General features: G+C 74.8%; 27 protein-coding genes, 1 tRNA gene and 1 pseudogene. 14 read left to right on the forward strand and 15 right to left on the reverse strand.

Features of this window, described 5'->3' with window-relative positions; translation table 11 throughout:
- Nucleotides 1-7 precede the first annotated feature (7 nt).
- Nucleotides 8-889, forward strand: a complete 882-nt coding sequence (locus IE217_RS10365; protein ID WP_190177487.1) for a Cof-type HAD-IIB family hydrolase — start codon at nucleotides 8-10, stop codon at nucleotides 887-889.
- 25 nt (nucleotides 890-914) lie between these two features.
- On the opposite strand, the gene IE217_RS10370 is transcribed toward IE217_RS10365, so the two are convergent.
- From IE217_RS10370 to IE217_RS10400, 7 genes are all read right to left on the reverse strand, one after another.
- Nucleotides 915-1,577 (reverse strand): DUF3566 domain-containing protein, encoded by a 663-nt coding sequence (locus IE217_RS10370; RefSeq protein ID WP_190177488.1) that lies wholly within the window; start codon nucleotides 1,575-1,577, stop codon nucleotides 915-917.
- Nucleotides 1,578-1,621: 44 nt separating this feature from the next.
- A complete protein-coding gene (locus IE217_RS10375) occupies nucleotides 1,622-2,173 on the reverse strand; it encodes a hypothetical protein (protein ID WP_190177489.1) in 552 nt (183 codons plus the stop codon).
- A gap of 205 nt (nucleotides 2,174-2,378) precedes the next feature.
- Nucleotides 2,379-3,032 (reverse strand): HhH-GDP family DNA glycosylase, encoded by a 654-nt coding sequence (locus IE217_RS10380; RefSeq protein WP_190177490.1) that lies wholly within the window; start codon nucleotides 3,030-3,032, stop codon nucleotides 2,379-2,381.
- Complete coding sequence (locus tag IE217_RS10385) at nucleotides 3,029-3,382, reverse strand: DUF3140 domain-containing protein (RefSeq protein ID WP_190177491.1); 354 nt, start codon at nucleotides 3,380-3,382, stop codon at nucleotides 3,029-3,031. Before IE217_RS10385 ends, IE217_RS10380 begins: the two co-directional genes overlap by 4 nt.
- A 49-nt stretch (nucleotides 3,383-3,431) precedes the next feature.
- The gene (locus IE217_RS10390) at nucleotides 3,432-3,914 is read right to left on the reverse strand and encodes a Dps family protein (protein WP_190177492.1); all 483 of its coding nucleotides are present in this window, start codon (nucleotides 3,912-3,914) and stop codon (nucleotides 3,432-3,434) included.
- Nucleotides 3,911-4,168, reverse strand: coding sequence for a WhiB family transcriptional regulator (locus IE217_RS10395; protein WP_190177493.1), 258 nt, complete (start codon nucleotides 4,166-4,168; stop codon nucleotides 3,911-3,913). The genes IE217_RS10390 and IE217_RS10395 overlap by 4 nt, the downstream gene beginning before the upstream one ends.
- A 378-nt stretch (nucleotides 4,169-4,546) precedes the next feature.
- Complete coding sequence (locus tag IE217_RS10400) at nucleotides 4,547-5,386, reverse strand: alpha/beta fold hydrolase (protein ID WP_190177494.1); 840 nt, start codon at nucleotides 5,384-5,386, stop codon at nucleotides 4,547-4,549.
- 120 nt (nucleotides 5,387-5,506) lie between these two features.
- Here IE217_RS10400 and IE217_RS10405 point away from each other — a divergent pair, with 120 nt between their 5' ends.
- The 6 genes from IE217_RS10405 to IE217_RS10430 all read left to right on the forward strand — a co-directional run bounded on the left by IE217_RS10405 (nucleotide 5,507) and on the right by IE217_RS10430 (nucleotide 11,989).
- Complete coding sequence (locus tag IE217_RS10405) at nucleotides 5,507-6,694, forward strand: thiolase family protein (protein ID WP_190177495.1); 1,188 nt, start codon at nucleotides 5,507-5,509, stop codon at nucleotides 6,692-6,694.
- Between the two features lie 122 nt (nucleotides 6,695-6,816).
- Nucleotides 6,817-8,367, forward strand: coding sequence for a long-chain-fatty-acid--CoA ligase (locus tag IE217_RS10410; protein WP_190177496.1), 1,551 nt, complete (start codon nucleotides 6,817-6,819; stop codon nucleotides 8,365-8,367).
- Nucleotides 8,368-8,462: 95 nt separating this feature from the next.
- The gene (locus IE217_RS10415) at nucleotides 8,463-9,245 is read left to right on the forward strand and encodes a sulfite exporter TauE/SafE family protein (protein WP_190177497.1); all 783 of its coding nucleotides are present in this window, start codon (nucleotides 8,463-8,465) and stop codon (nucleotides 9,243-9,245) included.
- Nucleotides 9,246-9,538: 293 nt separating this feature from the next.
- The gene (locus IE217_RS10420; RefSeq protein WP_190177498.1) at nucleotides 9,539-10,000 is read left to right on the forward strand and encodes an NlpC/P60 family protein; all 462 of its coding nucleotides are present in this window, start codon (nucleotides 9,539-9,541) and stop codon (nucleotides 9,998-10,000) included.
- A 108-nt stretch (nucleotides 10,001-10,108) separates the two neighbouring features.
- Nucleotides 10,109-11,368: a serine/threonine-protein kinase gene (locus IE217_RS10425; protein WP_190177499.1), complete on the forward strand. Its 1,260-nt coding sequence runs from the start codon at nucleotides 10,109-10,111 to the stop codon at nucleotides 11,366-11,368.
- A 168-nt stretch (nucleotides 11,369-11,536) separates the two neighbouring features.
- Entirely contained in the window at nucleotides 11,537-11,989 is a 453-nt protein-coding gene (locus tag IE217_RS10430) for an RpiB/LacA/LacB family sugar-phosphate isomerase (RefSeq protein WP_190177500.1), read from the forward strand.
- Nucleotides 11,990-12,005: 16 nt separating this feature from the next.
- Here IE217_RS10430 and IE217_RS10435 read toward each other — a convergent pair whose 3' ends face one another.
- Nucleotides 12,006-13,061: an MGDG synthase family glycosyltransferase gene (locus tag IE217_RS10435; RefSeq protein ID WP_190177844.1), complete on the reverse strand. Its 1,056-nt coding sequence runs from the start codon at nucleotides 13,059-13,061 to the stop codon at nucleotides 12,006-12,008.
- 296 nt (nucleotides 13,062-13,357) lie between these two features.
- On the opposite strand from IE217_RS10435, the gene IE217_RS10440 reads away from it, so the two are divergent.
- The 4 genes from IE217_RS10440 (at nucleotide 13,358) to IE217_RS10455 (ending at nucleotide 16,805) form a co-directional block, all read left to right on the forward strand.
- Entirely contained in the window at nucleotides 13,358-14,206 is an 849-nt protein-coding gene (locus IE217_RS10440; protein WP_190177501.1) for an SDR family NAD(P)-dependent oxidoreductase, read from the forward strand.
- A 9-nt stretch (nucleotides 14,207-14,215) separates the two neighbouring features.
- A complete protein-coding gene (locus tag IE217_RS10445; protein ID WP_190177502.1) occupies nucleotides 14,216-15,112 on the forward strand; it encodes a DMT family transporter in 897 nt (298 codons plus the stop codon).
- Complete coding sequence (locus IE217_RS10450; protein ID WP_229865198.1) at nucleotides 15,109-15,996, forward strand: polysaccharide deacetylase family protein; 888 nt, start codon at nucleotides 15,109-15,111, stop codon at nucleotides 15,994-15,996. Before IE217_RS10445 ends, IE217_RS10450 begins: the two co-directional genes overlap by 4 nt.
- Before the next feature lie 62 nt (nucleotides 15,997-16,058).
- Entirely contained in the window at nucleotides 16,059-16,805 is a 747-nt protein-coding gene (locus tag IE217_RS10455; RefSeq protein WP_190177503.1) for a cobalt-precorrin-6A reductase, read from the forward strand.
- Nucleotides 16,806-16,835: 30 nt separating this feature from the next.
- Here the strand turns inward: IE217_RS10455 and cobF are convergent, their stop codons facing one another.
- A complete protein-coding gene (gene cobF, locus IE217_RS10460; RefSeq protein WP_190177504.1) occupies nucleotides 16,836-17,609 on the reverse strand; it encodes a precorrin-6A synthase (deacetylating) in 774 nt (257 codons plus the stop codon).
- A 70-nt stretch (nucleotides 17,610-17,679) separates the two neighbouring features.
- Nucleotides 17,680-18,219: a DUF309 domain-containing protein gene (locus IE217_RS10465; protein WP_190177505.1), complete on the reverse strand. Its 540-nt coding sequence runs from the start codon at nucleotides 18,217-18,219 to the stop codon at nucleotides 17,680-17,682.
- A gap of 101 nt (nucleotides 18,220-18,320) precedes the next feature.
- On the opposite strand from IE217_RS10465, the gene IE217_RS10470 reads away from it, so the two are divergent.
- Nucleotides 18,321-18,394, forward strand: a tRNA-Pro gene (locus tag IE217_RS10470).
- A 53-nt stretch (nucleotides 18,395-18,447) separates the two neighbouring features.
- On the opposite strand, the gene IE217_RS10475 is transcribed toward IE217_RS10470, so the two are convergent.
- The 5 genes and pseudogenes from IE217_RS10475 to iolC form a co-directional block, all read right to left on the reverse strand.
- Nucleotides 18,448-19,233: a GntR family transcriptional regulator gene (locus IE217_RS10475; protein WP_308432711.1), complete on the reverse strand. Its 786-nt coding sequence runs from the start codon at nucleotides 19,231-19,233 to the stop codon at nucleotides 18,448-18,450.
- Between the two features lie 61 nt (nucleotides 19,234-19,294).
- Entirely contained in the window at nucleotides 19,295-21,169 is a 1,875-nt protein-coding gene (gene iolD, locus IE217_RS10480; RefSeq protein WP_190177506.1) for a 3D-(3,5/4)-trihydroxycyclohexane-1,2-dione acylhydrolase (decyclizing), read from the reverse strand.
- A 7-nt stretch (nucleotides 21,170-21,176) separates the two neighbouring features.
- Complete coding sequence (iolB, locus tag IE217_RS10485) at nucleotides 21,177-22,130, reverse strand: 5-deoxy-glucuronate isomerase (protein WP_190177847.1); 954 nt, start codon at nucleotides 22,128-22,130, stop codon at nucleotides 21,177-21,179.
- A gap of 122 nt (nucleotides 22,131-22,252) precedes the next feature.
- Nucleotides 22,253-23,128 (reverse strand): annotated as a pseudogene (locus tag IE217_RS10490) (Cgl0159 family (beta/alpha)8-fold protein); the annotation flags it as partial.
- Nucleotides 23,129-23,179: 51 nt separating this feature from the next.
- Nucleotides 23,180-24,178 carry a 5-dehydro-2-deoxygluconokinase gene (iolC, locus tag IE217_RS10495; RefSeq protein WP_190177507.1) on the reverse strand — a complete coding sequence of 333 codons (999 nt, stop codon included), beginning with the start codon at nucleotides 24,176-24,178 and terminating at the stop codon, nucleotides 23,180-23,182.
- Nucleotides 24,179-24,491: 313 nt separating this feature from the next.
- Between iolC and IE217_RS10500 the strand changes: the two genes are divergently transcribed.
- Nucleotides 24,492-25,505, forward strand: coding sequence for a sugar ABC transporter substrate-binding protein (locus IE217_RS10500; RefSeq protein WP_190177508.1), 1,014 nt, complete (start codon nucleotides 24,492-24,494; stop codon nucleotides 25,503-25,505).
- The gene (locus IE217_RS10505) at nucleotides 25,505-26,581 is read left to right on the forward strand and encodes an ABC transporter permease (protein WP_190177848.1); all 1,077 of its coding nucleotides are present in this window, start codon (nucleotides 25,505-25,507) and stop codon (nucleotides 26,579-26,581) included. The genes IE217_RS10500 and IE217_RS10505 overlap by 1 nt, the downstream gene beginning before the upstream one ends.
- Nucleotide 26,582: the final 1 nt, after the last annotated feature.

The raw sequence follows: 26,582 nt of genomic DNA on the forward strand, positions 1-26,582 counted from the left end.
AAAGGACATGCCCAGCACTGCCTCGACCTCGCCCCTGCCCACCGCCGCCGCGCTCCCGGACGGCCCTGCCGACATACGGCTGATCGTCACCGACATGGACGGCACGCTCCTCGACGACGCCAAGCGGATCCCGGACGGGCTGTGGGCCGCCCTGGCCGAAATGCGCCGTCGGGGGATCCTTTTCAGCCCGGCCAGCGGCCGCCAGTACGCCACGCTGGCCGAGCAGTTCGCCGGCGCCGACGACGGCATGGTCTTCATCGCGGAGAACGGCACCTACGTCGTACGGGACGGTGTGGAGCTGAGCTCCGACCCGCTGGGTGCGGGCGTCGCCGCCCGCATCGTGCACGCGGTGCGCGACCTCGTGGCGCGGGGCGTGGACGTGGGCGCCGTGGTGTGCGGGAAGCGGTCGGCGTACGTCGAGCGGACCGACGAGGCCTTCCTGGCCGAGGTGCGCAAGTACTACGTGCGGCACCGGAGCGTCACGGACCTCACGGCCGTCGAGGACGAGGTCGTCAAGGTCGCCCTCTTCGACTTCGGCTCCGCCGAGCGGACCACGGCCCCGGCGCTGTCCGGCTTTGCCGCGGACCACCAGGTCGTCGTGTCCGGCGAGCACTGGGTCGACGTGATGAACCGCACCGCCAACAAGGGCGCCGCGCTGCGCGGCCTCCAGCGCGAGCTCGGGATCACCCCGGCCCAGACGATGGTGTTCGGCGACTACCTCAACGACCTGGAGATGCTGGACGCGGCCGAGTGGTCGTTCGCCATGGCCAACGCCCACCCCGAGGTCGTCCGCCGGGCCCGTCATCTGGCGCCGTCCAACAACGACAACGGCGTCCTGCGCACGGTCGCCCGGCTGCTGCGTCTGCCGGTGGCCGGCATCGCGGACTGAGCGCCGTCCGCAGGCGGTCCGGACGTCACTCCTGGCGGTCGCGCCGTGCGCGCAGGGCCGTGCGGAACCCGGTGAGCCGCCGCGCGGCGTGCTCCCGCAACCGGCGCCGGGCCCGGCCGCAGCGGTCGGCGAACTCGACATGGCGCGCCCCGCTCCCGGGGGGCGGGAATCCGAGGCGGGCCCGGACGCGGCCGAGGACGCGGGCGACGTCCGGCAGCGGTGACGGCAGCGGGCCGGCGGCCGCCTTTGGGGCGTCGTCGCTCAGCGTCATGCGCAGGCCGCCCGCGTGGGCCGAGGTCAGGTTGTAGAGCACGGCGACCAGCGTCGCGAGCGCCGTGCCCAGGACCACTTCGACCGCCACCACGGCCACGGCGACGAGCAGGGCCCAGCCGGCCGGGACCCAGGGTTCCTGGCCCGTCACCTTCAGGACGATCCAGACCACTCCCAGGGTCGCGCCCACGCACACCCCGAACCCGAGCAGGGCCAGCGAGCACGCTCTGGGCACCGACCAGGGGTCGGCGCCGGATATGTGCACCCGCACAGGGCCTCGCGGCGGCGGTGGTTCCCCGGGGAGTTCCGGTCCGCGGTCCGGGCCGGGCGGGTCGGCGACGGCCGTGAACTCGCCGGCGTCGGTGCCGCCGGGGAGTTCCGCGGCAGGGGCGGGGCGGGGACGCCGGGCTGGGCTCATGCCTGTCTCCTCGTGGTGCGGGGGCGACTCGGGGCGGCGGGGAGTCAGGCGGCGGGGCGGGCGTCGTGGCCGGCCGAGGCGAGGACATGGCGCCGGGTGATGCGGCCGATCTCGTGCCAGAACGGCTTCGCCGTCAGGTACGCGCCGAGCACCGAGAGCACGCCGAGGCTGACGTCGACGCTCAGCCGGCCCTCCTTGGCCCAGTACACGTCCTGGAGGTCAAGCAGCAGCGCGAACTCGTCGCAGATCAGCGCGGTGCCGCAGCCGTACGCGGCCGCCACGGCCGGGTGCCCGACGGCCTTCTCGTCACCGCGGACCGCGACCAGGCCGAGGCCGGCGAGCAGGGCGATGCCGAAGTCGTAGTGGTGCAGGTGCTCGCCGCCCGCGGACACGTTGCCCCAGGGCAGCCAGCCGCCCCGGATGCCGTGCGTGATCACCCGTACGGTGCCGAAGGTCACGCCGAAGGAGGCCCAGGTGATCAGCAGCGAGCGCTGCACCGGGGCCAGGCGGGTCTGTGCCGCCTCCCGCCAGCGGTCGGTGAGCCGCGGCCCCCCGCGATGGCGGCCGTGGCCGCGCCGACGTGCGGTGAGTCTCATGGCTGACCGGCCTCCCACGCCGAAGGGGCACCCGGGGACGGCGTACGGCCGCCCGGCGGTACCGCAACTGGTGTGCGATTCCGACGCTAAGCGTGCCCCTGTTCCCCCGCACGCCTGCCGGGTGACCCGTACGGCCGTCCGGGTGACGGCCGTACGGCGGCCCAAGCGCGACGGCAGGGCGGGGCGGCGTCCGTGGCGTGGTGGCTCAAGCCGCGTGGGCCAGGCACTCCTGAGCCACGTGCTTGTCCAGGGCCGCGCGCACCAGCGCGGCCGCCAGGGCGGCGGGGTCGGTGTCGCCGGCCAGGCCCGCGAGCCGGCCGGCGTCCTCGGGCAGACCGAGGCGCCCGGCGCCGGAGAGGGTCTTGGCGTCCAGGTACGGCGCCACCTCGGGCCACACGGCCTGGACCTCGCGCAGGAAGATGTCCGCGCCGGCCGGGCCGAGCCCCGGCACCTCCTGGAGCAGCGCCCGCAGCGCGGGGACGCTCCCGTCGCCCTCCGCGCGCAGCCGGCGCAGATCGCCGCCCCAGCGCTCGAGGACCAGCTCGGCGCCGTCCCCGAGCTGGGTCGCCGTGCGCTCGTCGTAGCGCCGGTAGCCGCCGCGCCCCAGCGCGTCCACGCGGGCCCGCCAGTCCGCGCCTGCCATGCGGCGCGGATCGCGCAGGCCCGCCTCGGACAGCGCGCGGGCGGACGCGACGGCCACCGAACCGCGGATGCGGGCGCTGAGCAGCACGGCGAGCACCAGCAGCCGGTACAGCGGCTGCGGGGTGTTCCGCAGGGTGATGCCGGCCTCGTGCGCGAACGTCTCCCCGTGCGCCCGGACCAGCTCGTTCAGGACCTTCGCGTCCCGGTCACGGCTCACGGGGCCGGTTTGAGGGGATCGTGGCCGAGGGTCATGAGCCGGTGACGCCTGCGGGTGTCCTCGGCGTCGCCCGACTCGGTCTCGGGCTCGTTCTCCAGATCCGCCTGGGAGTCGACCGTCTCGACGACCCTGCGCATCACGCGCAGGTCGTCGTCGGTCAGGTCGGTGCGGCGCTTCTGCAGGATGGCGAGCACGTGCTGCCCGGTGGGCGTGCCGGCCTCCTGGGGGAGCGGCTCGGCGTTCTCGTCGGCGTCCCGGACCCTCAGCCAGGCCGCCAGCTCGGCCGAGGTCATGTTCACGACGCGGTGGAAGTCCTCCCACAGGGCGTCGAGTTCGAGGGCGTCGGTCATCGGGTGCCCCTTTCGTTCGTCATGCGGGAAGCGGGCGGCGCCGCGCCGGTCAGTCGTCGTGGGAGACGTTCTCGGCGGCGAACATCCAGCGCTGCTTCTCCAGTTCCGCGGTGATGGCGATGAGCAGGTCCTGGGTCACCGGGTCGGCCTTCTCGGTGGCGTCGATGCGCTCGCGCAGCCGGGCCACGGCGGACTCCAGGGCCTCGACCAGCACCTCGACGGCCTCCGTGTCACGCACCCAGCCGTCCTTGGGGCCGGGCAGCGTGAAGGCCGAGGCGATGGTCTCCGGGCGGCCGTCCGGCGGCAGGCCGAGCGCCGAGGACCGCTCGGCGACCGTGTCGGCGAACGTGCGGGCCGCCGCCACGACCTCGTCCAGCTGGAGGTGGATGGAACGGAACCGGGGTCCCACGATGTTCCAGTGGGCCTGCTTCCCGATGAGGGAGAGCCCGAGGAGATCCACGAGGGTGTTCTGCAGCGCCTCCCCGGCGACCTGACGGGCGGAGTCGGGGATCGTGCTCTTGACGACAGTCATACGGTGCTTCTCCTTGCAACATCGTCTCTGGCGGTCCGGAGCAGTGCGAGGCGCTCCTCCTCGCCGGTCCCGCCCCACACACCCGAGGTCTGTCCGCTGCTGAGCGCGAAGGACAGGCACTGGGTGATCACCGGGCACCGGGCACAGACGCGTTTGGCGGCCGCGGTGTCCCGCAGCGCCGGTCCGCGTGTGCCCACGGGAAAGAACAGTTCGGGGTCCTCACCCACGCAGGCAGCACTGCGCAACCACTCCATGGGGGCGCGGGTGCCCTGCGCGGACCACGGCAAACGCCCCGCCGGGGCACGCCGCCGGGGCGGGACGGGGCTCAGGCCCCCCCTGGGGACGCCGGTCGTCCGGGCGGGCGGGGGTCGGTGCCACGGGCCGCCGGTCGCCGGGGCGGGCGGGGCGCGGTGTCCCGGGACGGTCGCCGGGGCGGGCGGGGGAGTGCCGGGGGCCGCGGGTCGTCCGGGCGGTCAGGGCTCAGGGCCCGGGACGCCCGGTTGTCCGGGCGGTCGGGGGTGGTGCCCCGGGAGGCCGGTCGCCGGGGCGGGCGGGGCGCTGCCCGGGCCGCGGGTCGTCTGGGCGGTCGGGGCTCAGGGCCCGGGACGCCGGTCGCCGGGGCGGGCGGCGGTTCAGCGTCCCAGCGCGCCGTCCAGGAAGGCGGTGAGCTGCGCGAGTGTCTCCGCCCTGTCCGTCTCGTGGAACACCTCGTGCCGGGCGCCCGCGTGGACCCGCTCGGTGAGGGCGCCGCCGAGCCGCTCCACGCCGACGCGGCTGCCGGGGAGCGGGACCAGCCGGTCGTCGTCGCCGTGCAGCCACAGCACGGGCAGCGAGCCGACGTCGCCGCCCTCGTCGACGGTCCGGAGCATCCGGGCGAACGCCTCCACCGTTGGCCGCTTCATCGGGCCGTGCCACACCAGCGGGTCGGCCGCGTACGCCGCGCCGACCGCCGGGTCCCGGGACAGCGCGGCCGGGCTGATCGGCGTGTCGGGAATCTCGTCGAGCGCCAGCAGCCGGCCGGGCAGCTCCCACGCGCCGATGACCGGACCGGACAGGGCGAGCGCGGACAGCTCCTCGCGGTGCCGCTGGGCGTAGCGGGCGGCGATCAGGCCGCCCATGGAGTGGCCGATCAGGACCAGGGGCAGGCCGGGGTGCGCGGCGCGGGCCAGGCCGGCCACGAGGTGCACGTCGGCGACCACGTCCTCGAAGTCCTCGACCACCACGCGCTCGCCCGCCGACCTGCCGTGCCCCGCGTGGTCGGGCGCGAAGACGGAGGCCCCGTGCGCCACGAGCGCGCCGGCCACCCCGGCGTAGCGGCCGGAGTGCTCGCCGTAGCCGTGCGCCACGAGGGCGGTGTACCGGGGCCGGGGATGCGGCCACTCCCGGACGAAGAGGGCGCCCCGCGCTCCGGTCAGGGTGTGCTCGCGGGACTCGGCCGGAACGGCGTCCGGGTGCTCGCGGGACTCGGGCATGGCTCCTCCAGCTCGTCGGCGCGGCCTCGACGGCCTCCTGGGGGATCTTCCCAGGGGGCCGCGCGGAGGTCTATAGTCAAAAACTAGCAGTGCTAATTAATGGATGCTGAGGAGTCCTCCGTGCGCCCCGTCCACTTCGCGGCCGCCCGCCGCACCCCGATCGGCAAGCTGCGCGGCGCCCTGTCCGGCGTACGTCCCGACGACCTCGCCGCGGCCGTGATCCGCGCCCTGGTCGCCGAGGTGCCCGGACTCGACCCGGCCCGCATCGACGACGTCTACTGGGGCGCGGCCAACCAGGCCGGCGAGGACAACCGCAACGTCGCCCGGATGGCGGCCCTGCTCGCCGGGCTCCCCGAGTCGGTCCCGGGCGCCACGGTCAACCGGCTGTGCGCCTCCGGCCTCGAGGCCGTCACCACCGCCGCGCGCACCATCGCCGCCGGAGAGGCGGACATCGTCCTCGCGGGCGGCTCGGAGTCGATGAGCCGCGCGCCCTTCGTCCTGCCCCGTCCCGACGAGGCGCTGCCGCACCGCATCGAGACCCACGACACCCGGCTCGGCTGGCGCCTGGTCAACCCGGCCATGAAGGACCTGCACGGCCTGCTGTCCATGGGGGAGACGGCCGAGGAGGTCGCCGCCCGGTACGGCGTCCCGCGCGAGCGCCAGGACGAGTTCGCGCTGCGCAGCCACCAACGGGCCGCCGAGGCGCGCAAGCTGGGCCACTTCCACCACGAACTGCTGCCCGTGGAGCGTCCCGACGGCGTGGTCGTCGACCGCGACGAGTGCGTCCGCGAGGACACCTCCTACGACAAACTCGCCCGGCTCAAGCCGGTGTTCCGCGCCGGTGGCACGGTCACGGCGGGCAACGCCTCCCCGATGAACGACGGCGCCGCCGGTCTCCTCCTGGTCAGCGAGGAGGCCCTGAACGAGCTGGGCCTCGAATCCCTCGGCCGGTATGTCGCCGGCGCCTCCGCGGGCGTCCATCCCGACGTCATGGGCATCGGTCCGGTCCCCGCGACCCGCAAGGCGCTGGCCCGCGCCGGCTGGAGCATCGGGGACGTGGAGGAGGCCGAGTTCAACGAGGCGTTCGCCGCCCAGGCCCTCGCCTGCGTCGACCAGCTCGGCATCGACGAGGACCTGGTCAACCCGAGCGGCGGCGCCATCGCCCTCGGTCACCCGCTGGGCTGCTCCGGCGCCCGCATCCTGACCACCCTGCTGCACCGCATGCGCCGTACGGGCGCCGCCCGGGGCCTCGCCACCATGTGCGTCGGCGTCGGACAGGGCAGCGCGGTGCTGGTGGAGCGGCCCTAGCCGCGAGCCGCGCGCGTGTGCCGCGCGCACCGACGGGGGCCTCCCGCGAGGGAGTCAGCAACAGCGGCTTCCCGCGAGGAGGCCGGCAAGCAAGAGCCGCAACGAAACGGAGCACCCCCTCCATGGCAACCCTCTCCGTCGCCGCGATCCTCGCCGAGAACGCCCGGCGCCGCCCCGACCGGACCGCGCTGGTCGAGGGCGACCTCAGGCTGACCTTCGCGCAGGTGTGGCAGCGCGCCCGCGCGCAGGCCGGGGCGCTGGCCGCCCTCGGCGTGCGGCCGGGGGACCGGGTCGCGCTGATGGCGCCCAACACCGCGGAGTTCCCGCAGGCGTACTACGCCGTCGCGGCGGCCGGGGGAGTCGTGGTCCCCGTCCACCTGTTGCTGTCCGCGCGGGAGGTCGAGCACGTCCTGCGGGACAGCGGCGCCACGCTGCTGCTGTGCCACCCGGCGCAGGCGGAGACGGGCGGGGCGGCCGCCCGCGCGGTGGGCGTCGAACTGGTCACGCTGGGCGCCGAGCTGGAGAGGCTGGCGGCGGACGCCGAGCCCCTGCGCTCCTACGTCACCCGGGCCGCCGACGACCCCGCCGTCGTCTTCTACACCAGCGGCACCACCGGCGTGCCCAAGGGCGCGGTGCTCAGCCACTTCAACCTGGTGATGAACGCGACGGTCAACGCCTTCGACGCCAACGACATCCGCCCCGACGACGTGGCCCTCGGCGCGCTGCCCCTCTTCCACGCGTTCGGGCAGACGGTCTCGATGAACTCCACCTGGCGGGCCGGCGCCACCCTCGTGCTGCTGCCCCGCTTCGACGCGGCACGGGCGATCGAGCTGATGGTGAAGGAGGGCGTGAACACCTTCCACGGCGTGCCGACCATGTTCGTCGCCCTCGCGGCCGCGGCGGCCGGAGCGGACGCACTGCCCCGGCTGCGGCTGTGCGTCTCCGGCGGCGCCTCGCTGCCCGTCGCCGTACTGGAGCGGTTCGAGGCCGCGTTCGGGGCGCGGGTCTTCGAGGGGTACGGGCTGTCGGAGACCTCGCCCACGGCGACCGTGAACCAGCCCTGGTTCGGCACGAAGCCCGGCACCATCGGCCACCCGCTGTGGGGCGTCGACGTGGAGATCGCCCGCGCGGAGGCCGAGGACCGCGTCGAACTCCTGCCGCCCGGCGAACTGGGCGAGGTCGTCGTGCGCGGCCACAACGTGTTCTCCGGCTACCTCGGCCGGCCCGAGGCCACCGCCGAGGCGCTCGTCGACGGCTGGTTCCGCACCGGCGACCTCGGCACCAAGGACGACGAGGGCTTCCTCAGGATCGTCGACCGCAAGAAGGACGTCGTCATCCGCGGCGGCTACAACGTCTACCCGCGCGAGGTCGAGGAGGTGCTGCTGCGCCACCCGTCCGTCGCCCAGGCCGCCGTCATCGGCCTGCCCGACGAACTGCACGGCGAGGAGGTGTGCGCCGTCGTCGTCCCCGCGCCCGGCGCCACCCCCGACGCGGCCGCCCTGACCGAGTGGTCCAAGGAACACCTGGGCCGGTACAAGTACCCGCGCCGGGTGGAGTTCACCGACGCGCTGCCCCTGGGACCGAGCATGAAGGTCCTCAAGCGCGAACTGCGGGCGCGGTACGGGAAGACGAGCCCGGAGACGGAGACGAGCCAGGAGACGGAGACGAGCTAGCGGGGGCGCCCCGGCCGGGGGGCGCGCGGGCAGGGGTCACCAGGCGAGACGGTCCTTACGGCACGCGGTTGTCCGGACATAGGATCGGTGGCCGCATGAACACGATGACGCTCTGGCACATATCCGGCTGGGGGTTCGCGGCTCTCGCCTGCGCGGCCCTGCTCGTCGGCTTCTCCAAGACCGCGGTCAGCGGCGCCAACACGGTCAGCCTCGCCGTCTTCGCGGCCGTGCTGCCCGCCCGCGCCTCCACCGGGGTGCTGCTGCCGGTCCTGATCGCCGGGGACGTCCTGGCCGTCCTCACCTACCGGCGGCACGCCCACTGGCCCACCCTGTGGCGGCTGTTCCCCGCCGTCGCCGCGGGAGTCGTCGTCGGCACCCTCTTCCTGGTGTGGGCCGACGACACGGTCGTACGGATCTCGATCGGCGCGATCCTGCTGCTGATGGCGGGGGTGACGATGTGGCGGCGCCGCACCGCCGACCGCGGCGGCGGGGAGCCGGGACCGGACGCCGTCACCACCCGCTCCGGCCGCCTCAAGGCCCGCTCCTACGGCGTGCTCGGCGGCTTCACCACGATGGTCGCCAACGCGGGCGGACCGGTGATGTCCCTGTACCTGCTCTCGGCGGGCTTCCGCAAACTCGGCTTCCTCGGCACGTCCGCCTTCTTCTTCCTCGTCGTCAACGTCTCCAAGGTGCCCTTCAGCGCGGGCCTCGGCCTCATCGACGGGCGCTCCCTGCTGCTGGACGCGGCGCTCGTGGTGTTCGTCGTGCCCGGGGCGCTGATCGGGAAGTGGGCCGTGCACCGGATCAACCAGCGGCTCTTCGAGCGGCTGGTGATCGCGGCGACGGTCGTGGGCGGTGTCCAGCTCCTCCTGCGGTAGACCCTCGGGGTGCGGGGGCCCAGGAGGTGGTGGCGCGGGCCAGGGCGGCCCGCTGACGGTCGTAGCGCTGCACGTGCGCCCAGTCGTCGGCGCGTCGCCGGCGTCCCGTGCAGCAGCTCCAGGCGCTCGCCATGAATACCGCCGCCAACGGGATGAGCAGCCACGTCAGAGGGTCCACGGTCGTCCTCCCTTTCCGGAGTGGATCAGCAGGTAGGCCGACGATGACATACATGATCAGTTCTACATATTTGTACGAAGACCGACTCGTCGCATTTCACCCGGAGGGATTCAGCATGCGGGCCACCCTCCTCGACCACCTCCCGCCCACCCTCCGGACCGTCGCCCACGCCGGCTCCCGCTACCCGGGATCGCCCGCCGTCGCCGCCCGGCCGGACCTCGCCGCCGGCGCCAACTGCCAGCTGTACGCCTACGCGGTGCTGCGCCACTTCGGCCTGGCCGCGCCGCCGCTGCGCTCCAGCGACCTGTGGGCCGACACCCGCGCCACGGTCCCGGTGGCGCGGCCCCGGTCGCTGGACCTGCTCCTGTTCGGGCCCACGAAAGACCCCTACGGCGCCCATGTCGGCGTCTGGGCCGGTGCGGACCAGGTGCTGCACCTGTGCGCGGAGGTGGGCCGGCCCGCCGTGTGGGGCCTCGCGGAGTTCGCCGCGCGGGAGCGCTACCGGGTGCTGATCGGCTTCAAACGGGTGATCCGTACGGAATCGGTGGAGGTCTTCGGCGGGTCAAGTGATCGTTAAGATGGGCCGGTTGCCGCAACCCGAACGCGCTGCCCGGCCCCTGCCGTGCCCCGCTCCGGGCGGCGGACGTGAGGGTGGGACTTTCCGGGGAGCGAGGGCGGGCTACAGGTGCTGGTGGCGGATCGGTACCGGCTGCACGCGGTCATCGGGCGGGGCGGGATGGGCGAGGTCTGGCGGGGCCTCGACGAGGTGCTCGGCCGGCCGGTCGCGGTCAAACTGCTGCTGAACGACGGGGCGGACGCCTCCGCCGAGGCACGCTTCAGGCTGGAGGCGCAGACCTCGGCGCGGCTGCACCACCCGCACGTGGTGGGCACCCTGGACTTCGGCACCTGGCAGGACCGCTGGTTCCTCGTCATGGAACTGGTGGAGGGCGACAGCCTCGCCGGGGAACTGTCCACCGGCGGCCCGCTCACGCCCGAGCGCCTGGCCCAGGTCGCCCAGCAGGCCGCGGAGGGCCTCGCCGCCGCGCACGCGCAGGGCATCGTGCACCGCGACATCAAGCCCGGCAACCTGCTCGGCGACCGCGACGGCACCGTCCGCATCGGCGACTTCGGCATCGCGCGCTTCGTGGACGACCCCTCCGCCGGGCTGACCACGACCGGGCAGATCGTGGGCACCGGCCTGTACCTGGCGCCCGAGCGCGCCATCGGCACCCCCGCGTCCTCGGCCTCCGACCTGTACTCGCTGGGCTGCGTACTGTACGAACTCGCCGTCGGACGCCCGCCGTTCGAGGCCGACACCGCGACCGCGCTGCTGTACCAGCACGTCGACGCGCCGCCCGTGCCGCCGAGCAGGCGGGGCGCCACGCTGCCGCCCGCCTTCGAGGCGTACCTGCTGAGCATGCTCGCCAAACAGCCCGGGGAGCGGCCCACCGCCCGCCAGGTGGCCGACTGGTTCGGGAGCGGCGCCTGGCGCGGCGCCCCCGAACCGCTGCCCCTGGAGCAGCCGGCCGCGGCCCGCCACCGCGGCCCGCAGCAGCCGGCGCCCGGCGGCACCCGCCGCCGCCCCGCCCAACCCACGGGCACCCGCCGCCGTGCCACCGGGCCCGCCCCCGCGCGCCGGAGCGCGCCGGACACCGCGACCGGCACCCGCCGCCGCGGCCCCGAGCAGCCCGGCACCGGGAACCAGCCGCCCGCCACGGTGCGGCCGGCCCCCGGGCTGCCCGGCTCGGCACCAGCGCACCCCGCCCCGACGGGCGGCGCCCCGGCGTCCGGCCTGGGCACCGGCTGGAACACCACCGTGCACCGCGTCCCCGCCCGCCGTCCCGGCCTGCGCAGCTCCCTGCGCCGCCACTCCCGCACCACCGCCGTGGTCGCCGGCACCGTCCTGTTCCTCTCGGCCCTGCTCCTGGGCATGGCGCTGTTCTAGGCGTACTGGCCAGACAGGTCGGCCGAGTCCGGGCTCCGACGCTCCGGCACCCTCTGCACCGGGTGACGGTCTGATCGCCGATGACGGCCGCCCGGCCGCCCCGAGGCCGCCCGGACCGGGCCCGCGCCCAGGGCGTCCCCCGGTCCCGTCGCGTACTACGCTGCCGGCATGCGGATTTCCGTCTCGTCCGACATGGATGAACCCGTGGCCCGGGCACTCGTCGGGGAGTTGCGGGAGCGGGGACATGAGGTGGTGCTCCACGGGGCGTTGCGGGCCGGGGCCGACCCACAGTGGGCGGTGTGCTCCGAGGCCGCGGCGCGGGATGTCGCCGAGGGGCGGGCCGAGCAGGCCGTCGTCTGCTGCTGGACCGGAACGGGCGCGTCGATCGCCGCCAACAAGGTGCCGGGCGTCCGCGCGGCCCTGTGCGCCGACGCCGGCACGGCGGACGGCGCCCGCCGCTGGAACGACGCCAACGTGCTCGCCCTCAGTCTGCGCCTGACCTCCCAGCCGCTGCTGAGGGAGATCCTCGACGCCTGGTTCGCCGCCGAGCCCAGCGAGGACCCCGAGGACCGGGACAACGTGGCCCACGTCGAACGGCTCGACCGCGACGGACGAGGCTAGCCCGGGACGGACGAGGCTAGCCCGCGCCCGCGCCCACGATCCTGGTCAGGGCGTCCTCCCGGAACAGTGCGCGGCCGGCCGCGACGCGCCGCTCGCGGGCCTCGCCCGGCGCGGTGAGGCGGATCAGCGACCGCAGCAGCGCCGCCTCGCCTGAGGCCTGTTCACAGACGCCGAGCGCCGCCATGCGGCCCACGCCCTCCGCCCCGTGCCCGGGCAGCGGCCTGTACCCCACGACCGGAACCCCCGCGGCCAGCGCCTGGACGGCGGTCTGCCCGGCCGCGTTGTCCACCAGCGCGTCGCAGGCGTGCAGCAGCCCGGGCATGTCGGTCACCCAGCCAGGGGTGAGGACCCCCGGGAGCCCGGACAGCGCCCGCCGCAGCCGCTCGTTGCGCCCGCACAGCACGACCGGCGCGAAGCCGTTGCCGGCCAGGAGCCGCGCCGTGGCGGCCAGTCCGGCCCCCGCCCCCCAGGCGCCCGCCGACAGCAGCACGGCCGGGCGGCCGCCGCCGTGCCGTTCGATCCGGCGCCGCCACTCCCCGGCCCCAGGTCCGCCGGTGAAGAAGCCCGGCGCCACCACGGGGCCCGTGGCCTCCGCCGGACGGCCCGTGCCCCGGCGCACCTCGGCGGCCACCTGGTCCGTGACGCACAGGTGAAGGTCGTTGCCCGGATGCAGCCACTGCCGGTGCGCGGCGAAGTCCACGACGACCACCACACTGGGCACCCGGAGCACCCCGCGCTCCCGCAGATGCCCGGTGAGCTGGGCCGCCAGATGGAACACCGGCACCACCACGTCGGCGCGCGCGCGGCGCACCACGTCCAGCAGGCGGCCGCTCGCCAGCCGCGCGAGCGGGGTCCCACTGGGCCGCGGGCTGGCTCCGGGACGCAGGAAGAAGTCGTAGATGCCGGCGTAGATCCAGGGCGCCTCGCGGACGGCGGTCCGGTAGAAGCCGCGCAGTGCCGCGCCCAGACCGTACGGCAGCAGGGCGAGCACGTCGACGGCGTCGGCCCGCCTGCCCTGGGCGCGGGCCCGGCGGACCAGCTCGTCGGCCACGGTGTCGTGACCCGACCCCATGCTCGCGCTCACGACGAGCAGCCGCTCGGCCCCCCGCGCGCGGGCCTCACCCGGACGGGCGTCCGCGGACTCCGGCACGGGGCCCCGGGCGGCGGGCAGCGGTGGCGGTACGAGGTTTTCGGACGACACTGGAAGTGAGTAACCCTCACCCAGCGCAGTCAAACGGGCGGACACCTCGCACCGCCCGCCCACGTTTCGGGGACGGCCCCCGGGATACTTTAGCAGCCTCGAGGCCGTCCCCGACCGCCGGGGCCGCAGCGGCGGTCCCCGGTCCCTCCGACACAGAGGTGCGCCCGATGTCCCATGCCCCCTCCCGCGTACGGTCCGGCTCCGGCACGCCCACGGAGGCGGCCACGCCGGGTGTCCTGCACCGGCCCGCGGGCGGCCCGGCGGGCGCGGCGGGCGGAGGAGCGCTGGTGACCGGCGCCTCGTCCGGCATCGGCGCCGCCGTGGCGCGGCGGCTGGCGGCGGAGGGCGGCTGGCGGATGGTCCTCAACGGCCGCGACCGCACCCGGCTGGAGGAGGTCGCCCGCGGCACCTCCGCGGTCGCCTACCCGGCGGACCTGTGCGGGCCGGGCGCCGAGCGGCGGCTGGCCGAGTTCGCGCTGGAGAGCGTGGGCCGGGTGGACCTGCTGGTGGCGGGCGCGGGCATCGGCTGGGCCGGGGCGTTCAGCTCCATGCCGGGCTCCGCGATCGACGAGGTGTTCGACGTGAACGTGCTCGCCACCGTGCACCTGGTGCGGCAGCTGCTGCCGCACATGGTCCGGCAGGGCGGGGGCCGGGTGGTCATCATCGGCTCCCTGGCCGGCACGGTGGGCGTGCGGGACGAGGCGGTGTACTCCGCCGCGAAGGCGGCGCTGGGCGCCTTCGCGGACGCGGTGCGCTACGAACTGAGGGGGACGGGGGTCGGGATCAGCCATGTGGTGCCCGGTGTGGTGGACACGCCCTTCTTCGACCGGCGCGGAGTGCCCTACCGGCGCTCGCGGCCGAAGCCCGTACCGGCCGGACGGGTCGCCGACGCCGTGTGGGAGGCGGTGGCCAAGGGCCGCGACGAGGTGTACGTCCCCGGCTGGACCCGCGTGCCCGGCCGGGTCCGGGGCGCCGCCCCCGGCCTCTACCGCCGTCTGGCCGCACGCTTCGGCTGAGGCGGCGCGGTGAACGCGGCCACCGTCGTACTGGCCCTGCTCGCCGCCGCCTCCAACGCCGCCGCCTCGGTCCTGATGCGCCGCGCGGCCACCGAGCCCGCCGGGGTGCCACGGGCCGGGCGGCGGGTGTTCTGGTTCGGCGGGGCGGGACTGCTGGCGTGTTCCGCCGTGCTCCAGGCGGCGGCGCTGGCCGTCGGAGGGCTCTCGGTCGTCCAGCCGGTGCTGGCGAGCGAACTGCTGTTCATGCCGGCGATCGGATGCGCGGTCTTCCACCGGCGCCCCGACCGCGCCACCTGGCTCTCCTTCCTGGCCCTGGCCGCCGGACTCGCCCTGTTCCTCGGCGCCGCGGCGCCCTCGGCCGGACGCGCCACGGCCGACGGGTCCCGCTGGATCCCGGCCGGCACGGCCGTCCTGTGCCTGGTGCTCCTCCTCACCGGCCTCTCCCGGCTGGTGCGCGGGGCGCCCCGCGCGGCCGTGCTCGGTCTGGCCTCCGCCGTGCTCTTCGCGGCCACGGCCGCCCTCGTCAAGGAGGTCACCGGCCGCCTCCCCAGGGGCGGCGCCGCCGCACTGGCCGGCGACTGGACGCCCTACGCCACCGCCGTCACGGGCCTGACCGCCTTCGCGCTGCTCCAGTGCGCCTTCCGCGCGGGCACCCTCGTCGCCTCCCAGCCCGCGCTCACCCTCGGTGACGCCCTGACCGGCGTGGCGCTCGGCTGGGCGCTCTTCGGGGAACACATCGCGCTGGGCGTGCGGATGCTGCCCGAGGCGGCCGGCGTGGCGCTGATCGCCGCGGGCACCTTCGGGCTCGCCCGCGCGCCCGCGGTGTCGGGCCAGTGGGACGCCGAACCGGCGCCTGCGGTGGTGACGTACCGGACGACGGCGCATGCGGAGGCGGAGACCACATGAGGTTGGCGACGATCGGGACGAGGAGCGGGGAGACGACGGGCCGGGGTCCGGGCGGCCGGGCGGGCATCGGGACGAGGAGTGCGGAGACGCCCGGCCGCGGCTCGCGCGGCCGGGCGGGCCGCGGATCCGGCCGGACACCGCTCACCGGCGCCGCACGGCCCGCGGCGGCGGCCCTCGTGCCGGCCGCCGCGCTCGCCGCCGTCGCGGCCGCGCACATCGTCCCGGCCGCCACCTGGCTGCCGCGCCTGCGCACCGCCTTCCTGCCGGGCCTGGCCGGCATCGGCCGCCCGGACCACATCGCGCTCACCTTCGACGACGGCCCCGACCCCGACAGCACCCCGCACTTCCTGACCGCGCTCGACGAACTCGCCGTACGGGCCACCTTCTTCGTCCTCGGCGAGAACGTCGCCCGCCACCCCGCGCTCGCCCGGCACATCGCCGAGCGCGGCCACGAACTCGCCGTGCACGGCTGGACCCACAGCCGCCCCTGGCTGCCCGCGCCGGGCCGGGACCTGGCGGAGACCGCGCGGGCGGCCCGCGTCCTGCACGACACCACGGGCCGGCGGCCCCAGTGGTACCGGCCGCCCTACGGCATCCTCACCGGGGGCCGCTGGGCCGCCGCCCGGCGCACCGGACTGCGCCCCGTGCTGTGGACCGCGTGGGGCAGGGACTGGACGGCGCGGGCCACGCCCGGCTCCGTGCGGGCCACCGTCGGCGCGAACCTGCGCGGCGGCGGCACCGTCCTCCTGCACGACACCGACCACGCCGCGTCCCCGGGCTGCTGGCAGGCGGCCCTCGGCGCGCTGCCCGGCCTGGTCACCGCCTGCCGGGACGCCGGCTGGGAGGTGGGCCCGCTCGCGGAGCACGGCACGCTCCCCACGTGACGCGGTCCGCGCGGGCGTACGGCGCCGTCCGGCCCGGCGGGCGCGCCCCGTACGCTCGGGCCATGCCCACGCACGTCCTGGTCCTCGGCGGCACCACCGAGGCACGCGAACTGGCCGCCCTGCTCGCCGCGCGCCCCGGCCTGCGGGTGACGACCTCGCTCGCGGGACGCGTGTCCCGGCCCGGCCCGCAGGCCGGGGAGGTGCGCACCGGCGGCTTCGGCGGCGCGCAGGGGCTCGCCGCGTGGCTGCGCGAGCACCGCGTGGACGCGGTCGTCGACGCCACCCACCCCTTCGCCGAGGCGATCACACGCAACGCGGCCGAGGCCGCCGCTGAGACGGGCGTTCCCGTCGTGGTCCTGCGCCGGCCCGGCTGGCGTCCGGGCCCCGCCGACCGCTGGCACCCGGCCGGTTCCCTGGACGAGGCCGCGCGGCTGCTGCCGGGCCTGGGCAGCCGGGTGTTCCTGACCACCGGACGGCTGGGCCTGGCCGCCTTCGCCCCGCTGACCGGCCTGCACTTCCTCGTACGCTCGGTGGAGCCGCCCGAGCCGCCCATGCCGCCCGACACGCGGATACTGCTGGCCCGCGGCCCGTTCACCGTGCCCGGCGAGACGGAGCTGCTGCGCGCCCACCGCATCGACGTCCTGGTCACCAAGGACAGCGGCGGCGAGGCGACCGCGGCCAAACTCACGGCCGCCAGGGAACTCGGCCTGCCCGTCGTCGTCGTACGGCGCCCCCCGCTGCCGGACGGGGTGACGACCGCCCCGGACGCGCCGGCCGCGCTGGAACGCCTCCGCCTGCCGCCCGCCTGACGGCGCCCTCCCCCCCCCGGCGGCCCGCGCCTACTGCTCCCTGGGCCTGCGGCGCAGCAGGTACGTGTCCATGATCCAGCCCTTGCGTTCGCGGGCCTCGGCGCGCAGGCGCTCGATGCGGGGGGCGGTCTCGGCGAGGGGGCCCGAGGCGAGGATCTCGTCCGGGGTACCTATGTAGGCGCCCCAGTAGATGTCGATGTCCTCGCCGGCGTACCGCCGGAAGGTCTGGTGGGCGTCCAGCATGACCACCACGTCGTCGACCCCCTCGGGGAAGCCCTCGGCGAGCCGCCGGCCCGTGGTGATCTGCACGGGGCGGCCGACCCGGTTGAGTCCCGTACGGTGCCTGGCCACCAGGGCGGAGACACTGCTGATGCCGGGCACGACGTCGTACGTGAAGTCCACCGCACCCCGCGCCAGCACCTCCTCCAGGATGCCCAGCGTGCTGTCGTACAGCGCCGGGTCGCCCCACACCAGGAACGCGCCGCTCTCGTCCTCGCCGAGCTCCTCGGCTATCAGCCGCTCGTAGACGTCCGCGCGGGCGCTGCGCCAGTCGCCGACGGCGGGGGAGTAGGCCGCGCCGCCCGCGGACCGGTCCCGCTCCGGGTCGCGCGCCTCCACCACGCGGTACGTCCCCTCCGGCACGTGGGCGTCCAGGATGTCCCGGCGCAACCGGACGAGGTCCGACTTCACCTCGCCCTTGTCCAGGACGAAGAACACGTCCGTGCCGCGCAGCGCCCCGACCGCCTGGAGGGTGAGCTGCTCGGGGTCGCCCGCCCCGATACCGATGACATGAATCTTTCGCACGCCTCCGAGTCTGCCGTACGGCACTGACACCGCGTGCACCGGTGCCGCACCCACCGCCACCACCCGCAGGTCACCCGTGGGCCGAAAGCCCCTCGCCCCGCAACCGGGGCGCCCGCCCGGCCGCGTCCACGATCCCGGCCGAGCCGTCCTCCACCGCGTCCGCGAGCTCCCGCGCCCACGCGACGACCCGGGCGAGATCCAGACCGTGGGGACCGCCCTGCCCGGTCAGCGCCGACCACTCCTCCACCGCGCCGGCGCCCCGCCGCAGCAGCCGGGCGCCGCCGGTGACGTTGCCGCGGGCGGCGTGGGTGAGCCCCACCGCCAGCTGGGCCAGCCCCCGCCACAGACCGCGCTCCGCCCGCGGGCCCGACTTCCAGGCGTCCTCGAAGACCTCGTGCGCGTGGAACGGCCGTCCCGCGTCCAGCAGGGCCTGCGCCTCCTCGACCGTCTCGGCAGGTGTGCGCACCACCCCCTCGGGCTGCCGGGGCACGCCCTGGGCCCCGTGGGGCAGGGGCCGCCCGAGCCCGTCCCGCGGCCGGGCGTTGCGCGCCCGGCCCTCGCCGTCCCGGTCCCGCGAGCGGTCCGGGCGCTGTGACGATGTGCTGCTCATACGCCGATTGTCCCCCCGCCCACGTGCCCACTTCGGCACGGCCCCGGCGTGCGGTAAAGTGGCGTTCGCGCGATCACGCGGGTCACCGCACGTGAGCGCACCGGGACGTGGCGCAGCTTGGTAGCGCACTTGACTGGGGGTCAAGGGGTCGCAGGTTCAAATCCTGTCGTCCCGACGGTGCGAAGGGTCCCCGCGGGCGAGAGCCCGCGGGGACCCTTTCGCGTGTGCTCAGGGGCGCACCAGCAGACGGAAGTCGAAGGCGTAGCGCGAGGCGCGGTAGACGTGGGTGCCGTACTCGACGGCGCGGCCGGTGTCGTCGTAGGCCGTGCGCTGCATGGTGAGCAGGGCGGCGCCCTCCTCCTCGTCGAGGCGGGCGGCCTCCTCGGCGGTGGCGCGGCGGGCGCCGATGGTCTGCCGGGCGCTGTGCAGGGTGATGCCGGCCGCGCGCATCATCCGGTACAGCCCCGTCGTCTCCAGCCGGGCGGTCCCGGTCTCGACGAGCCCCGCCGGCAGGTAGTTGCACAGGAACGCCACCGGCCGGCCGTGGGTGAACCGCAGCCGTTCCAGCAGTACGACCTCGGCGCCCTCCGCGACCGAGAGCGCGGCCGCGACGTCGGCGGGGGCGGGGACGTGTTCGTTGCGCAGCACCCGGGTGCCCGGTCCCTGGCCCGCCGCCTCCAGGTCGTCGTAGAGGCTGCTCAGTTCCAGGGGGCGCTTGACCTGGCTGTGCACCACCTGGGTGCCCACCCCGCGCCGTCTGACCAGGAGCCCCTTGTCGACGAGGGCCTGGATGGCCTGACGGACCGTGGGGCGGGACAGGCCCAGGCGCACCGACAGGTCGATCTCGTTGCCCAGCAGGTCGCCCGGGGCCAGGCGCCCGCGTTCGATCGCCGCCTCCAGTTGCTGGGACAGCTGGTGGTAGAGCGGCACCGGACTGCTGCGGTCCAGCATGAAGTCCAGGGTGTCGAGCGCACAGCCTGTCCCGGCACGGGATCGGTCACCGGTCACCGTCACGGGTCACCCCCTTCGGTCACGTGCGTGATGGTCGGTCAGAAAGCATGAGCTGCGGGGGACTTCACAGGTGACGGCGGCGGGTCGTGACCCGGCGGTCGTACTCGGCGCGTGCGTTCACCGCGGCCTCGCGGGAGGCCGTCCCCGCGACCGGCACGTCCCACCATGCCTCGGCCGGGGGAGCGGTGGACGCCGGGTCCGTTTCGACGTAGACGCAGGTCGGGCGGGTGGAGGCGCGGGCCGCGGCGAGCGCCTCGCGCAATTCGCCCACTGTCTTGGCACGCAGCACCTCCATGCCGAGGCTGCCCGCGTTCGCGGCGAGGTCGACGGGGAGCGGGGCGCCGGTGAAGGTGCCGTCGGCGGCGCGGTGGCGGTAGGCGGTGCCGAACCGCTCGGCGCCGACCGACTCCGACAGCCCGCCGATGGAGGCGTACCCGTGGTTCTGGACCAGGACCAGGTTGACCGGCAGGCCCTCCTGGACGGCCGTGACGATCTCCGTCGGCATCATCAGGTACGTGCCGTCGCCGACCAGGGACCACACCACCGTCCCGGGCGCCGCCTGCTGCACGCCGATGGCGGCCGGGATCTCGTAGCCCATGCACGAGTAGCCGTACTCCAGGTGGTACTGGCGCCGGGAGCGGGCCCGCCACAGCTTGTGCAGGTCCCCGGGGAGCGAGCCGGCCGCGTTGATCACCACGTCCTCCTCGCCGGCCACCGCGTCCAGCGCGCCCAGCACCTGCGTCTGGGTCGGCACGGCGCTGTCGTCGCCGGCCCGGTAGGCGTCCGCGACCACCCGCTCCCAGCGCTCCTTGCCGGCCCGGTACGCGGCCTCGTACGCGGCCGGGACGCGGTGCCCCGAGAGCGCCTCGGCGAGCGCGGTGAGACCGGCGCGGGCGTCGCAGACGAGGGTCGACGCCGCGAGCTTGTGGGCGTCGAAGGCGGTGATGTTGAGGTTGAGGAAGCGGACGTCCGGGTTCTGGAAGAGGGTGCCGGAGGCCGTGGTGAAGTCGGTGTGGCGGGTGCCCACGCCGATCACCAGGTCGGCGGTGCGCGCGAGGTCGTCGGCGACCGCGGTGCCGGTGTGCCCGATGCCGCCGAGGTCGGCCGGGTGGTCGTGGCGCAGGGAGCCCTTGCCCGCCTGGGTCGAGGCGACCGGGATGCCGGTGGCGTCCACCAGCGCCTTCAGGGCGTCCTCGGCCGCACTGTGGTGGACACCGCCGCCGGCGACGATCAGCGGGCGGGCGGCGGCGCGGATCGCCCTTACCGCGTCGGCGAGTTCGGCCGGATCGGCGGCGGGACGCCGTACCCGCCAGACACGGTCGGCGAAGAACTCCCGCGGCCAGTCGAGGACTTCGGCCTGCACGTCCTGCGGCAGCGCGAGGGTGACCGCGCCGGTCTCGGCGGGGTCGGTGAGGACGCGCATCGCGTTCAGCGCGGATGGGATCAGCGCCTCCGGGCGGGTGACGCGGTCGAAGTACCGCGAGACGGGGCGCAGGGTGTCGTTGACCGAGACGTCCGCCTCGCTCGGGTGCTCCAGCTGCTGGAGCAGCGGGTCGGCGGGGCGCGCGGCGAAGTAGTCGCCGGGCAGCAGCAGTACGGGCAGGCGGTTGATCGTGGCCAGCGCGGCCCCGGTGACGAGGTTGGTGGCGCCGGGGCCGATGGACGTGGTCACCGCCTGCGTGGACAGGCGATCGCGCTGGCGGGCGTACCCCACGGCCGCGTGCACCATCGCCTGTTCGTTGCGGCCCTGGTGATACGGCATCAGCTCCTCGCCCGCCTCGACCAGTGCCTGGCCGACGCCGGCCACGTTGCCGTGGCCGAAGATGCCCCACATGCCGGCGATCAGCCGCTGCCGGACGCCGTCCCGCTCGGTGTACTGGGCGGCCAGGAACCGCACCAGGGCCTGGGCGACGGTGAGTCGGGTGGTGGACTGGCTCATGGGGACCTCACTCGGAGACGGGGGAGGAGCCGGGGACGGGCGTGTCGGAGACATAGGAGCCGGTGTCGGCGGGGGCGGCGGGCGGGGACGTGTAGAGGGGCAGGCGGGGGTCCACGGGCTGGCCGGGCCAGGTGCCGCGGATCCAGGCGTGGTCGGGGTGGTCGCTGATCAGCCAGGCGCGTTCGGCGTCCGGGCCCGCCATGACGTTGAGGTAGTACATGTGGTGGCCGGGCACCGCCATCGACGGCCCGTGCCAGCCGTCCGGGATCAGCACCACGTCGCCGTCGCGCACCTCGGCCAGCACGTCCGTGTCCCGGCCGGCCCCGGAGGGCGAGACCCGCTGGTAGCCGAGCCCGGGGATGCCGTCGTGGCCCGCGAACTCGAAGTAGTAGATCTCCTCCAGGACCGACTCCTCGCCCGGCCGGTGCTCGTCGTGCTTGTGCGGAGGGAAGGAGGACCAGTTGCCGCCGGGGGTGATCACCTCCACGGCGATCAGCCGGTCGCACTCGAACACCCCGGCCGCGCCGAAGTTGTTGACCTGGCGCGAGCAGGTGCCGGTGCCGCGCAGTTCCACCGGTACGGCCCCGGCCGGCCCGTACCGGGCGGGCAGGCGGCGGGTGCAGCGGGCGCCGGTGAGCGCGAACCGCCCGCCGCCGGCCGACGTGAGGGTCGTACGGGCGTCGCGCGGCACGTACGCGAAGTCGCTCACCCCGCTGAACACGCTCTCCCGGCCGGTGAGTTCGAAGGTGTCGTGGCCGAAGTCGTCCGCCGCCGCCACGGTGCACGCGCCGGACAGCGGCAGCACGATCCACTCGCTGTCGCCGGTGTCGAAGGTGTGCGTGCCGCCGGGCGGCAGTTCGAGGACGCGCAGGCTGGAGTGGGCCCAGCCCGCGGACTCGGGGCCGACGTCGACGGCGTAGGGGCCGCCTGAGGAGCTGCCCGCGGGCAGGTGGTGGCGCACGGCGCCCGGCGCCGGCGCGTCCTTCGACGAGGGTGACGTCGGGTGTGTCATCGGTGCTCGCCTCCTTCCGATCCTTCCGATCCTTCCGAGAGCGGGCTCACGGCCGCGTCGACTCCTTCCGAGAGCAGGCTCACGGCCGTGTCGACGGCCGTCTCGACGGTGCCGGTGGCCGGGTAGAGCAGGGAGCGGCCCACCACCATGCCCCGCACGGTGGGCAGCCGCAGCGCCTTGCGCCAGCGTTCGTACGCGCCCTCCTGGTCGTCGCCGACCTCGCCGCCGAGGAGGACGACGGGCAGCGTGGAGGTCTGGAGCACCTCGGCCATGTCGTCCGGGTCCTCGGTCACCGGCAGCTTCAGCCAGGTGTACGCGGAGGTCCCGCCGAGCCCGGACGCTATGGCGATGGAACGGGTGACGGCCCCGGCGGACAGGTCGTTGACGACCCTGCCGCCGCGGCGCCGGGAGATGAACGGCTCGACGAAGAGGGGCAGCCGCAGCTCGGCCATCTCGTCGACCGCGCGGGCGGTCGCCTCCAGGGTGGTCAGCGAGCCCGGGTCGTCGTAGTCGATGCGCAGCAGCAGCTTGCCCGCGTCGAAGCGGAGCCGGGCGATGTCCCGGGCGCGGTGGCCGGTGAAGCGGTCGTCCATCTCGAAGGAGGCGCCCGCGAGGCCGCCGCGGTTCATGGAACCCATGACCACCTTGCCCTCGAGCGCCCCGAGGAGCAGCAGGTCCTCCAGGACGTCGGCGGTGGCGAGCACCCCGTCCACGCCGGGCCGCGCCAGCGCTGTGCACAAGCGCTCCAGCAGGTCGGCGCGATTGGCCATGGCCAGGGACCGGTCGCCGACACCGAGGGCGCCGCGCGCGGGATGGTCGGCGGCCACGATCATCAGCCGGCCGCTGTCGCCGAGCAGCGGGCGGCGCACCCGGCGCGCGGCCGCCTCGGCGACGGCCTCGGGGTGCCGGGCGCGGACCGAGGTGAGGTCGGGGATGCTGAGGGTCAAGGCGGGGCTCCGTTCGGGGAGTGGCCGGTCGGCACTCCTGGCAGGCGGTGGTCAGGCGGGGTCCCGTACGAGGAGGCCGTCGACCTCCGCCGTGGTGGGCATCGCGGAGGAGCAGGCGAGGCGGGAGGCGACGAGGGCGCCGGCGGCGTTGGCGTACCGCATGGTGCGGGTCAGGTCCCAGCCGGAGAGCAGTCCGTGGCACAGCGCGCCGCCGAAGGCGTCGCCGGCGCCGAGCCCGTTGACGACCTCCACGGGCACCGGCGGGACCTCGGCGCGGGAGCCGTCGCGGTGCACGGCCAGCACGCCCTTGGGGCCCTGCTTGACGACGGCCAGCTCGACCCCGCCCGCCAGCAGCGCCTGCGCGCAGGCCTCCGGTTCGCGCGCCCCGGTGGCGATCTCGCACTCGTCGACGTTGCCGACCGCCACGGTGGCGTGCCGCAGCGCCTCGGCGTAGTGGGGGCGGGCCTCGTCGGGGTCCCGCCAGAACATGGGGCGCCAGTCCAGGTCGAAGACTGTGATGCCGGACTTCGCGCGGTGGGCGAGCGCGGCGAGGGTGGCCGAACGGCTCGGCTCCTCGCTCAGCCCGGTGCCGGTGATCCAGAAGATCCGGGCCGCGCGGACGGCGGCGAGGTCCAGCTCCGCGGTGTGGATCTCCAAGTCGGGCGCCTTGGGCCGGCGGTAGAAGTAGAGCGGGAAGTCGTCCGGCGGGAAGATCTCGCAGAAGGTGACCGGGGTCGGGTACGCGGCCACGGGCGTCACCCAGCGGTCGTCCACCCCGAACTCCTTCAGCGCCTCGTGCAGATAGGCGCCGAAGGGGTCGTCGCCGGTGCGGGTGATCACCGCGGAGGCCCGGCCCAGGCGGGCCGCGGCCACGGCCACGTTGGCGGCCGAGCCGCCGAGGAACTTGCCGAAGGTCTCCACCCGCGCCAGGGGTACGCCCGACTGGAGCGGGTAGAGATCGACTCCGATGCGGCCCATCGTGATCAGGTCGAACGACGGTACGGAGTCGGAGTCGGTGCCGGACGGTACGGACTCAACGGGCTCTGCCATGCGCGACGCTCCTCGAGCTGTGCCGGGGGTGGGCCCCGGGGGCCTGCCGCCTCCCAGGTGTAGGACTCCCGGGCCCACGCTGTCAATAGTTTGTACTTACATTCGGACTAGCTCGTGAAATGATGTCTTAACAAAGTATTGACAGCGGGCGCGCCAGGGGATTGGATCCCGTCCCAACGCACCAGCCGCCCAGGCGGCACAACGCACCAGCCGCCCCGGCGGCACACGGACCGGCGCCAGCAGGGCGCCGGCTCCAGGATCCCTCCGATCTCTCCCTTTCCCCCGTCGCACAGCACAGTGAGGTGCAGGAAAGATGGACCGCTCTTCTCGCTCCCGCAGACTCGCCCCCGTCGTGGCCGTGGCCGCGGCGGCGGCCCTGACCCTCGCCGGCTGCTCCAGCAGCTCGGGCGGAAAGAAGTCCGAGGAGGGCGGTGGCGCCGCATCCGCGGGCAAGGCCTCCACACCGCGGATGACGGTCGCGCTGGTCACGCACCAGGCGCCCGGCGACACCTTCTGGGACATCGTCCGCAAGGGCGCCGAGGCGGCGGCCGCCAAGGACAACATCAAGCTCGTCTACTCCGCCGACCCCAACGCCGGCAACCAGGCCAACCTGGTGCAGAACGCGATCGACCAGAAGGTCGACGGCATCGCGGTCACCCTCGCCAAGCCCGACGCCATGAAGGGCGTCATCGGCAAGGCCACCAGCGCCGGCATACCCGTGGTCGGCCTCAACTCCGGCGTCAGCGACTGGAAGAAGCTCGGCCTCACCGAGTTCTTCGGCCAGGACGAGAGCGTGGCCGGCGAGGCCTTCGGCGACAAGCTCAACGAGGTCGGCGCCAAGAAGGCCGTCTGCGTGATCCAGGAGCAGGGCAACGTCGGCCTGACCCAGCGCTGCGACGGCGTGAAGAAGACCTTCAAGGGCACCACCGAGACGCTGTACGTGAACGGCACCGACATGCCGTCCGTGAAGTCGACGATCACCGCCAAGCTCAAGCAGGACAGCGGAATCGACTACGTCGTCACCCTGGGCGCGCCCTTCGCCCTGACCGCCGTGCAGTCGGTCAGCGACGCCGGCAGCAAGGCGAAGATCGCCACCTTCGACCTCAACAAGGACCTCACCGGGGCGATCCAGAAGGGCACCATCCAGTTCGCCGTCGACCAGCAGCCCTACCTCCAGGGCTACCTCGCGGTCGACTCCCTGTGGCTCTACAAGAACAACGGCAACTACAGCGGCGGCGGCGTGCAGCCGGTGCTCACCGGCCCGGCCTTCGTCGACAAGTCCAACGTCGACAAGGTCGCGGAGTTCGCCGCGAAGGGCACTCGGTGATCGACATGTCCCAGCAGGCCGCGCCGGCGGTGGGCACACCGCCGGCTCCCGGCTCCGGGCAGCGCGACGGGCGGACCGCGCGCCGCCCGCCGGCGCTCAGGCTGCTCGCCCGCCCGGAGGTCGGCGTCTTCCTCGGCGCCGTCGCCGTGCTCGTGTTCTTCCTGGTCGCCGCGCCCTCGGTCCGCCAGGGCAGCTCGATGGCGACGATCCTCTACCAGTCGTCGACCATCGGCATCATGGCCCTGCCCGTGGCGCTGCTCATGATCGGCGGCGAGTTCGACCTCTCGGCCGGCGTCGCCGTCATCACCTCGGCGCTGACCGCGAGCATGCTCAGCTACCAGCTCACCCTCAACGTCTGGGCCGGCGTGATCGTCGCCCTGGTGGTCTCCCTGGGCGTCGGCGCCTTCAACGGCTGGATGCTGGTGAAGACGGGGCTGCCGAGCTTCCTCGTCACCCTCGGCACCTTCCTGATCCTCCAGGGCGTCAACCTCGCCGTCACCAAGCTCGTCACCGGCAACGTCGCCACCGACGACATCAGCAACATGGACGGATTCGACCAGGCCAAGGCCCTGTTCGCCTCGTCCTTCGACGTCGGCGGGGTCCAGGTGAAGATCACCGTGGTGTGGTGGCTGGTCTTCGCGGCGATCGCCACCTGGGTGCTGCTGCGCACCAAGTACGGCAACTGGGTCTTCGCCGTCGGCGGCAACAAGGACAGCGCCCGCGCGGTCGGCGTCCCCGTCGCCTTCACCAAGATCACGCTGTTCATGCTGGTCGGCTTCGGCGCCTGGTTCGTCGGCATGCACCAGCTGTTCTCGTTCAACACCGTCCAGTCCGGCGAGGGCGTCGGCCAGGAGCTCATCTACATCGCGGCGGCGGTCATCGGCGGCTGCCTGCTCACCGGCGGCTACGGCTCCGCCGTCGGCCCGGTCTTCGGCGCCTTCATGTTCGGCATGGTGAACCAGGGCATCGTCTACGCGGGCTGGAACCCCGACTGGTTCAAGGCGTTCCTCGGCGTGATGCTGCTCGGAGCCGTACTCATCAATCTGTGGGTCCAGCGCACGGCGACCCGGAGGTGAC

The sequence above is a fragment of the Streptomyces naganishii JCM 4654 genome, assembly GCF_014650575.1.
In the GTDB taxonomy this organism is placed as follows: domain Bacteria; phylum Actinomycetota; class Actinomycetes; order Streptomycetales; family Streptomycetaceae; genus Streptomyces; species Streptomyces naganishii.

Bases quoted from the DNA above. Each gene is read 5' to 3' on its own strand.
- IE217_RS10385 (WP_190177491.1), bottom strand. From the start codon at position 3,382: ATGACCGACGCCCTCGAACTCGACGCCCTGTGGGAGGACTTCCACCGC.
- IE217_RS10500 (WP_190177508.1), top strand. From the start codon at position 24,492: ATGGACCGCTCTTCTCGCTCCCGCAGACTCGCCCCCGTCGTGGCCGTG.
- IE217_RS10465 (WP_190177505.1), bottom strand. From the start codon at position 18,219: ATGAGCAGCACATCGTCACAGCGCCCGGACCGCTCGCGGGACCGGGAC.
- IE217_RS10420 (WP_190177498.1), top strand. From the start codon at position 9,539: ATGCGGGCCACCCTCCTCGACCACCTCCCGCCCACCCTCCGGACCGTC.
- IE217_RS10390 (WP_190177492.1), bottom strand. From the start codon at position 3,914: ATGACTGTCGTCAAGAGCACGATCCCCGACTCCGCCCGTCAGGTCGCC.
- iolC (WP_190177507.1), bottom strand. From the start codon at position 24,178: ATGGCAGAGCCCGTTGAGTCCGTACCGTCCGGCACCGACTCCGACTCC.
- IE217_RS10395 (WP_190177493.1), bottom strand. From the start codon at position 4,168: ATGGAGTGGTTGCGCAGTGCTGCCTGCGTGGGTGAGGACCCCGAACTG.
- IE217_RS10410 (WP_190177496.1), top strand. From the start codon at position 6,817: ATGGCAACCCTCTCCGTCGCCGCGATCCTCGCCGAGAACGCCCGGCGC.
- IE217_RS10375 (WP_190177489.1), bottom strand. From the start codon at position 2,173: ATGAGACTCACCGCACGTCGGCGCGGCCACGGCCGCCATCGCGGGGGG.
- IE217_RS10450 (WP_229865198.1), top strand. From the start codon at position 15,109: ATGAGGTTGGCGACGATCGGGACGAGGAGCGGGGAGACGACGGGCCGG.
- IE217_RS10400 (WP_190177494.1), bottom strand. From the start codon at position 5,386: ATGCCCGAGTCCCGCGAGCACCCGGACGCCGTTCCGGCCGAGTCCCGC.
- IE217_RS10415 (WP_190177497.1), top strand. From the start codon at position 8,463: ATGAACACGATGACGCTCTGGCACATATCCGGCTGGGGGTTCGCGGCT.
- IE217_RS10430 (WP_190177500.1), top strand. From the start codon at position 11,537: ATGCGGATTTCCGTCTCGTCCGACATGGATGAACCCGTGGCCCGGGCA.
- IE217_RS10440 (WP_190177501.1), top strand. From the start codon at position 13,358: ATGTCCCATGCCCCCTCCCGCGTACGGTCCGGCTCCGGCACGCCCACG.
- IE217_RS10455 (WP_190177503.1), top strand. From the start codon at position 16,059: ATGCCCACGCACGTCCTGGTCCTCGGCGGCACCACCGAGGCACGCGAA.
- iolD (WP_190177506.1), bottom strand. From the start codon at position 21,169: ATGAGCCAGTCCACCACCCGACTCACCGTCGCCCAGGCCCTGGTGCGG.
- IE217_RS10370 (WP_190177488.1), bottom strand. From the start codon at position 1,577: ATGAGCCCAGCCCGGCGTCCCCGCCCCGCCCCTGCCGCGGAACTCCCC.
- IE217_RS10435 (WP_190177844.1), bottom strand. From the start codon at position 13,061: ATGGGGTCGGGTCACGACACCGTGGCCGACGAGCTGGTCCGCCGGGCC.
- IE217_RS10365 (WP_190177487.1), top strand. From the start codon at position 8: ATGCCCAGCACTGCCTCGACCTCGCCCCTGCCCACCGCCGCCGCGCTC.